Annotated in this window: 6 protein-coding genes; 5 read left to right on the top strand and 1 reads right to left on the bottom strand. The window is 66.5% G+C overall.

Annotation, left to right across the window (positions count from 1 at the left end):
* The first annotated feature begins 164 nt into the window (after positions 1–164).
* Both AAG565_RS14990 and AAG565_RS14995 read left to right on the top strand, forming a co-directional pair.
* Positions 165–1,817 carry a TaqI-like C-terminal specificity domain-containing protein gene (locus AAG565_RS14990; protein WP_348820460.1) on the top strand — a complete coding sequence of 551 codons (1,653 nt, stop codon included), beginning with the start codon at positions 165–167 and terminating at the stop codon, positions 1,815–1,817.
* Complete coding sequence (locus AAG565_RS14995; RefSeq protein WP_348820455.1) at positions 1,818–2,570, top strand: PaeR7I family type II restriction endonuclease; 753 nt, start codon at positions 1,818–1,820, stop codon at positions 2,568–2,570.
* A gap of 17 nt (positions 2,571–2,587) precedes the next feature.
* Here AAG565_RS14995 and AAG565_RS15000 read toward each other — a convergent pair whose 3' ends face one another.
* Entirely contained in the window at positions 2,588–4,129 is a 1,542-nt protein-coding gene (locus tag AAG565_RS15000; RefSeq protein ID WP_348820456.1) for an NAD(P)/FAD-dependent oxidoreductase, read from the bottom strand.
* Positions 4,130–4,258: 129 nt separating this feature from the next.
* Here AAG565_RS15000 and AAG565_RS15005 point away from each other — a divergent pair, with 129 nt between their 5' ends.
* The 3 genes from AAG565_RS15005 to AAG565_RS15015 are packed head-to-tail and all read left to right on the top strand — an operon-like array spanning position 4,259 to position 7,729.
* Positions 4,259–5,299, top strand: a complete 1,041-nt coding sequence (locus AAG565_RS15005; protein WP_348820457.1) for an AraC family transcriptional regulator ligand-binding domain-containing protein — start codon at positions 4,259–4,261, stop codon at positions 5,297–5,299.
* A 46-nt stretch (positions 5,300–5,345) separates the two neighbouring features.
* Positions 5,346–7,124, top strand: coding sequence for an arginine--tRNA ligase (gene argS, locus AAG565_RS15010; protein WP_348820458.1), 1,779 nt, complete (start codon positions 5,346–5,348; stop codon positions 7,122–7,124).
* Complete coding sequence (locus tag AAG565_RS15015; protein WP_348820459.1) at positions 7,124–7,729, top strand: SPOR domain-containing protein; 606 nt, start codon at positions 7,124–7,126, stop codon at positions 7,727–7,729. Before argS ends, AAG565_RS15015 begins: the two co-directional genes overlap by 1 nt.
* The last annotated feature ends 98 nt before the right edge of the window (positions 7,730–7,827 follow it).

Here is a 7,827-nt window from a genome sequence, read left to right on the forward strand (position 1 = left end):
CGAAGCCCACCGATGTCCCGGGGTTCAGCGATAATCGCGCATGGTCATCCCTGCGGCGCAGCAACCCGAGAACTGATCCTTTGGCGGCCGAGCAACTCGCTTTCGACCTATGTGATGCCGTGGGCGGCCAGCTGCCTGCGCAGCTGCGCTCGGCGGTCGACGCGATGGCGCAGGCGGGTGGCCATGAAGCGCGCGGCGCCGTGTTCACCCGTCCGGAAGTGGTCGAGTTCATTCTCGATCTGGCCGGCTACGACGAAGCCCGTCCACTACACGAGAAGCGCCTGCTGGAGCCTTCGTTCGGCGGCGGCGATTTCCTGATTGCGGCGGTGCGACGGCTGCTCAAGTCCTGGCGCGCGCACACCGGCCCGTCTGGTGTTCCATTGCGTGATCTCGTCGACGCGATCCGCGGTGTCGAACTACATCGTGCCACCTTTGACGAGACCCGTACGCGGCTGCTGACCCTGCTCCGAGGCGAAGGCATGTCACCGGCAACTGCGGCCGCGTTGTGCGGGAAGTGGCTGCTACAGGGCGATTTCCTCTTGCTGGCCATCGACGGCGAGTTCGATTTCGCGATCGGCAATCCGCCTTACGTGCGGCAGGAGCTGATTCCGGCGCCGCTTCTTGCAGAGTACCGCCGCCGCTATCGAACGCTGTACGACCGGGCCGACCTCTATATTCCCTTCATCGAGCGTTCACTGGGCTTGCTGGCGGAGGGCGGCGTCCTGGGTTTCATCTGCGCGGATCGCTGGATGAAGAACCGCTACGGCGGGCCGCTGCGGCGCCTCGTTGCGGAACGGTTTCATCTGCAGGTGTACGTCGACATGGTGGGCACGTCGGCATTCCAGCTGGACGTCGCCACCTATCCCGCGATCACCGTTATCGCGCGACAGAAGGGGCTCAGCACCAGGGTGGCTCACCGTCCCGTCGTTAACCAAGCCGCACTGATGCGCTTGGCGGCGGGGCTGCGCGCACCTGTGCTGCCGGCAGATCATCGCGAGATTCGTGAACTCGCCGGCGTTGTGGCGGGCGATCAGCCTTGGCTGCTCGAATCGTCGGATCAGATGGCGCTGATACGCCGCATCGAGCAGCAGTTTCCTGCGATCGAGCAGTCTGGGTGCCGAATTGGCATTGGTGTGGCCACAGGCGCCGACAAGGCCTTCATCGGCCCATTCGACGAGCTCGATGTCGAACCGGATCGCAAGCTGCCTCTTGCGACAACGCGAGACATCCAGTCCGGCGAAGTCCACTGGACCGGTCAGGGGGTGATCAATCCGTTCGCGGACGATGGAGATCTGGTCGATCTGCAGCGGTACCCCCGCCTGCGCCGTTACCTGGAACTCCGCAAGACACAGATTGCCGGGCGCCACTGCGCGCAGAAAGCGCCGGCACATTGGTATCGCACGATCGACCGAATCACTCCGGCACTGGCATCACAGCCCAAGCTGCTCATTCCTGACATAAAGGGCGAAGCCAACGTCGTGTATGAGTCGGGGCATCTCTATCCACACCACAATCTTTACTTCATCACGTCCGAGGAATGGGATCTGCACGCGCTGCAGGCCGTTCTGCTCTCGGCACTGACGCGCCTGTTCATCGCCACCTACTCGACGAAGATGCGCGGTGGATTTCTGCGCTTTCAGGCGCAGTATCTGCGCCGCATCCGCCTACCGTCGTGGCGAAGCGTTTCCCCCACGGTGCGCGAGGCACTTGCGACTGCGGCCCGGCAACGGGACATGAGGGGCTGTGACCATGCGGTGTTCGCACTCTATGGTCTGAGCCCAACCGAACGCTCCGCCCTCGGCGGCAACGGAGCATGAATGTCCCTTGATCTCGCCAACTACGAGCAGAAGGCACGCACGGCAGTCCGCGGTTTCTGGTCGACCCGACGGGCGGCGCAGGAGAAGCAGGCCGCATCGGGAAAACTCGACCAAGGCGAGCGTGCCGGCGTGACGGCGGGCAAGAACATGGACGGCTTCCTGTCCTTGATGATTGATGTGATCAGGGCCAACGGCCTTGCGCACGCGCAGATCCACCAGAAACGTGCGGTGCTGACGCTGCCGGGTTATTTCCGGCCCACGAAGCTGTGGGACGTTCTGGTGACGTACAAGGGCACGTTGGTCGCAGCGATCGAGCTGAAAAGCCAGGTCGGTCCCTCGTTTGGCAACAACTTCAATAACCGCGCGGAGGAAGCCCTCGGCACCGCGACCGACTTCTGGACGGCGTACCGCGAAGGCGCTTTCGGTCGCCAGCCGCGCCCTTTCGCGGGTTGGCTGATGCTTGTCGAAGATGCACCAGAGTCGCGCTCCGCGGTCAATGACCGTTCGCCCCATTTTCCGCTGATGGCGGGATTCAAGGGGGCGTCCTATCTGCAGCGGTACGATCTGCTCTGTCAGCGGTTGGTAAAGGAAGGCCTGTACAGCAGCGCTGCTGTTCTCGCCACACCCCGGAGCGCGGCGAAGACCGGCCAGTGCGCCGACCTGTCACCGATGACCGGACTGCGTGGCTTCGTCGCCGCATTGGCAGGGCATGTCGCGGCCGAGGCGGCACGGCTCGACGCCGCACCGCCCTGACCGCGTACACCCCTGCTTCAGGCCGCTTCTGCCTCGGTGCCCCGCTTCGGCGCAACCGCCGGAGTTTCGCACTTCACCCAGTCGTATTCGGCCGGGTTCACCTTGCGCGTGCGCAGCCAGAAGCGCCAGGTGGACCACGGCCAGATGGTGAAGTTGACGCCGTCGGCGGTCTGGTACCAGGACTGGCAGCCGGTGCTCCACACCGAGCCCTTGATATTGGCCTGCACCTCGGCGTTGAAGGCGCGCTGCACTTCGGGCTTGACGTCGAGCCAGTCGGCGCCGCGCGCCTCGAGCTCGCGCAGGCAGTCCATGATGTAGTTCACCTGCGCCTCGATCATGAAGATGATCGAGTTGTGGCCCAGCGCGGTGCTCGGACCGACCAGCTGGAACATGTTCGGGTAGCCGGTCATCGTCGTGCCCAGGTAGGCCTCGGGTGCACGTGCCCAGTCGCGCGCCGGCGTGTGGCCGTCGCGGCCGACGAGCCTGAAGTCCTTCATGTAGATGCGCGGATCGACGACGAAGCCGGTGCCGAGGATGATGCAGTCGGCCGGGCGTTCCTGGCCGTCGGTGGTGACGATACTGTGCTCGCGGATCTCGCGGATGCCGTCGGTGACCAGCTCGACGTTGGGCCGGTTGAAGGTCGGGTAATAGACGTTGGAGATCAGCACACGCTTGCAGCCGATGGTGTAGTCCGGCGTCAGCTTGCGGCGCAGTTCCGGGTCCTTGACCTGGTGACGGATGAACAGCTCGGCGAGCTTCTGCAGGCCGCGCGCCAGCGCCGGATGGAAGATCGGCCACACGCGCGACTCGTTGCTCCAGTACAGGCGCGCGCGGTGCAGCTGGCGCAGCACGTCGAAGCGCGCGAACAGCTTTTTCTCGATGCCGGAATAGCGGCGCACGTCGCGCGGGATCACCCAGGCCGGCGTGCGCTGGAAGGCGTAGAGCTGCTTCACCTTGGGTGCGATCTCCGGCAGGTACTGGACCGCGCTGCCGCCGGTGCCGATCGAGACGACGTTCTTGCCGGTGAGATCGTAGCCGTGATCCCACTGCGCGGAGTGGAACATCCGGCCCTTGAAGCGCTCCATGCCGGGGATCTTCGGGATCTGCGGCACGTGCAGCGGACCGGATGCGAGCACCCAGTGGCGCGCGACGATGGTGTCGCCGCTGCGCGTCAGGATGCGCCACTTGCCCTCGCTCTGCTGGAACTCGGCGCCGGTGACTTCCTGGCCGAAGCGGATGTACGGGCGCAGCTGGTAGTCGTCGGTGACCTTGAGGATGTAGTCCTGGATCTCGCGCCAGCCGGCATAGCGCTGGCTCCAGTCGGCCTTGGGTGCGAACGAGTAGGAATACAGGTGCGATTGCACGTCGCAGGCCGCGCCCGGGTAGCTGTTGTCGCGCCAGGTACCGCCGACCTCGTGCGCCTTTTCGAGGACGACGAAGTTCCGCTTGCCGGCCTCCAGCAGCTTGATCGCCATGCACAGGCCGCCGAAGCCGGCGCCGATGATGGCGACATCGACCTCCGTGGTGGAAGGGCGGGAACGTCCGTCAGCAGCAGCCATGTCGTGTCTCCTCGTCGCGCCCGCAAACCGTGCGGGCCGGGTCAATCTAGGCGCGCGGGACGGTCGGGACCATGTCCGCAGCGGCGATGAATTGATCGATTCGGCCAAAGGGCGCAAGCTCGGCAGGTCGTGAATACCCGCCCGATCCTCGGTCTGATGTACACCCTGCAGGGCCTGCAGCAGCTGGGCGAGGACGTCGCGCCGGTACTGGAGCGCCACGGCCTGCCGCTGGCCACGCTCGATCCGGCCGCGCGCATCGACCGCGCGCTGGAACTGCAGATTCACGTCGAGATCGCCGAACGGCTGCGCGATCCGCTCGCGGGACTCAAGAGCGGACAGGCCTTCGGCTTCGCCGGCTATGGTCCGTTGACGATGCTGCTGATGACCTGCGCCAACGGCTTCGAGGCGATGCGCACCGGCGTGCACTACCAGCGCCTGACCTATCTCTACAGCGCGCTCGATTTCCAGCAGGGCCCGCGCCTGAGCGCGCTGGTGCTCACGCCCATCCCGCTGCCGCGGCGCGCGTTCCGCTTCCGCATGGACGGCGAGATGTCCGGCACCTACAAGCTGCTGCGCGACATCCAGACTTCGCTGGGCATCAATCTCAACGCCGAGCACATCGACATGCCCTACCCGAGGCCGCCCGAGGCCGCCGCCTATGCGGCGTACTTCGGCTGCCCGGTCGTGTTCGGCGAGCAGCAGGGCCGCTTCTGGGTGCGCAACGAGGATCTCGAACGGCCGTTCCCGACCCACGACCCGGCCGCGCAGAAGATCTATCGTCGCCTCTGCGACGAGCAGCTGCAGGCGCAGCGCCGCGAACTGCAGGAACTGTCGGCACGGGTGGTGCAGCAACTGCAGCTCTACGACCGGCAGTACCCGGACGCCGTGCGCGTCGCGCGTCTGTTCGGCCTGTCCGAACGCAGCTTCCGCCGCCGCCTGAGCGAGGAGGGCACGAGCTACCGTCGGCTGCTCGCGCAGGCGCGCTTTGCCAAGGCGCAGCACCTGCTGCGCGAGACCGGGCTCAGTGTCGAGGCCGTGTCCGAGCAGCTCGGCTATGCGGAACCGGCGGCCTTCATCCACGCCTTCCGGCGCTGGTCCGGCACCTCGCCGCTGGCCTTCCGCGCCCGGCGCGGCGACGCCGGTCCGGCAGGCGCCGCCGCGCGACGGTAGAATCCGCGGCCTTGTGGCTTGCGGCGCGTGCCGCGAAAGAATCCGGATGAAAGAGCATTTGCACGAGCTGCTGGCGACGGCGCTGCAGCGCACCCTGGCCGAGCTGAACGCCGACGCGGCGCCGGCGGTCCAGCTCGACGCGACCAAGGACGCGAAGTTCGGCGACTTCCAGACCAACCTGGCCCTGCAGCTGGCCAAGCCGCTGGGCAAGCCACCGCGCGCGGTCGCCGAAATGCTGGTCCGGCACCTGCCGGCTTCGGCGCGGGTCGCCAAGGTCGAGATCGCCGGCCCCGGCTTCATCAACTTCTTTCTCGCGTCCGCGGCCTTCCAGTCGGTCGTGTCGGAGGTGCTGGACCAGGGCGCGGCCTACGGCCGCGACGATTCCGGCCGCAAGGGCCGGATCATGGTCGAATTCGTGTCCGCGAATCCGACCGGGCCGATGCACGTCGGCCACGGACGCAACGCCGCGTACGGCGATTCCGTCGCCAAGCTGCTCGCCGCGACCGGCTGGACCGTCTGGCGCGAGTACTACATCAACGATGCCGGCCGTCAGGTGGACATCCTCGCGCTGTCCGTCTGGGTGCGGTATCTCGAACTGTGCGGCGAAAACGTGCCGCTGCCGCAGCGCGCCTATCCGGCCGAGTACATCCGGCGCACGGCGCAGAGGCTGCACGCCGAGCATGGCGACGGCCTGCGGTTTCCGGCACAGACCGTGCTCGACGGCCTGCCCGAGGAGCCGATCGCAGGTCCTGCCGACAGCGAGCAGGAGAAGGCCGACAAGAAGGCTGGCCAGGAAGCGTTCATGGACGCCTTCGTCGCCCGTGCCAGGGCGCTGCTCGGCGAGCGCTATGAACAGGTGCGCAACGCCGCGCTCGCCGACCAGCTCGCTGCGATCCGCAAGACGCTGGCCGACTTCAACGTCGAGTTCGACCAGTGGACCTCGGAGAGGGCCCTGGTGGACAGCGGCTTCGTCAGCAAGGCGCTGACGCGCCTCGAAAAGCTCAACCTCACCTACGAGCGCGACGGCGCGCTGTGGATGAGGACCGAGCAGTTCGGCGACGAGAAGGACCGCGTCCTGATCAAGGCCGACGGCGCCGCCACCTACTACTGCAACGACCTCGCCTATCACATCGACAAGCTCGACCGCGGCTGGCCGATGCTGATGGACGTCTGGGGCGCGGACCATCATGGCTACATCGCGCGCGTGCGTGCCGCGATCGAGGCCCTGACCGGGCGCAAGGACGCACTGAACGTGCAGCTGATCCAGTTCGTCACGCTCTCGTCCGGGCGCATGGGCAAGCGCAGCGGCAACTTCGTCACGCTGCAGGACCTGATCGACGAGGCCGGTACCGACGCGACGCGCTTCTTCTATCTGACGCGCTCGCACGACCAGCACCTCGAGTTCGACATCGACCTCGCGCGCTCGCAGACGACCGACAACCCGGTGTACTACGTGCAGTACGCGCACGCGCGCATCCGCAGCGTGTTCCAGCAGCTCGCCGACAAGGGCGGAACCTGGGATGCGCACGCCGCGAAACAGGCATTGCACCGGTTGACCAACGAGCACGAGAAGGCGCTCCTGACCCTGCTCAACCGCTATCCGGAGACACTGGAGCGCGCGGCTTGCGCGTACACGCCGCACACGCTGGTGTTCTTCCTCAAGGACGTCGCCGAGGCGCTGCACGCCTACTACAACGTGCACCGCTTCCTCGTCGAGGACGATCCGGAACTGCAGGCGGCGCGTCTGGCGCTGATCCAGGCCACCGGCCAGGTGATCCGCAACGGCCTCGCCATTCTCGGCGTGTCGGCACCCGAGAAGATGTGATGGCGCGCGACTACGCACAGCGCGGCGGCAACCGCCGCCAGCAGGCCCGCGGACGCGGCGGCGGCGGTTCAGGCGGCGGCATGCCCGGCTGGATCTGGCTCGCCGCCGGTCTGTCGATGGGACTGGCCGTCGCCGCCTTCGTCTATGTCTCGCGGCCGCCCGCGCAATCGCTGATGCCCACCGAGCCGGTCGCCCAGGCGCGGCCGGAAGCGACGCCCGGCAAGAGCAAGAGCGCTGCCATTCCGCTGCCGCCCAAGGAAAAGCCGCGCTTCACCTTTTACGAGATCCTGCGCGATCAGGAAGTCGTCGTGCCCAAGGAACAGGTGCAGTCCCCGGCGCCGCCGGGCGCACCCAAGGCAGCTGCCGGCGAGGGCAGCTTCGTCATCCAGGTCGCGTCGTATCGTTCACAGGCCGAGGCCGAGCGCCGGAAGGCTTCGCTCGCGCTGATCGGAATCGAGTCCCGCATCGAGAGCATTACCATCGACGGCAAGGACACCTACTACCGCGTGCGCATCGGGCCCGAGTCGAACTGGTCGCGCGTGCAGGGCACGATGGCGCGGCTCGACGAGAACGGCATCGACGCGCTGCTGATCAAGCTGAAATAAGGTTCTTCACCCGATTCCGGGGAACGCTGCGCGGATTTTGAGGAAGAAGTAGTGGTCGTCGCGGAAGCCGTAGGCCATGCGCTTGATGACCTTGATCT

The organism is Fontimonas sp. SYSU GA230001 (assembly GCF_040066175.1).
In the GTDB taxonomy this organism is placed as follows: Bacteria; Pseudomonadota; Gammaproteobacteria; order Nevskiales; family Nevskiaceae; genus Solimonas.

What these genes read in the sequence shown, in the direction of transcription:
- AAG565_RS14990 (WP_348820460.1), top strand. Translation starts at nt 165, where the DNA reads ATGGCGCAGGCGGGTGGCCATGAAGCGCGCGGCGCCGTGTTCACCCGT.
- AAG565_RS14995 (WP_348820455.1), top strand. Translation starts at nt 1,818, where the DNA reads ATGTCCCTTGATCTCGCCAACTACGAGCAGAAGGCACGCACGGCAGTC.
- AAG565_RS15000 (WP_348820456.1), bottom strand. Translation starts at nt 4,129, where the DNA reads ATGGCTGCTGCTGACGGACGTTCCCGCCCTTCCACCACGGAGGTCGAT.
- argS (WP_348820458.1), top strand. Translation starts at nt 5,346, where the DNA reads ATGAAAGAGCATTTGCACGAGCTGCTGGCGACGGCGCTGCAGCGCACC.
- AAG565_RS15015 (WP_348820459.1), top strand. Translation starts at nt 7,124, where the DNA reads ATGGCGCGCGACTACGCACAGCGCGGCGGCAACCGCCGCCAGCAGGCC.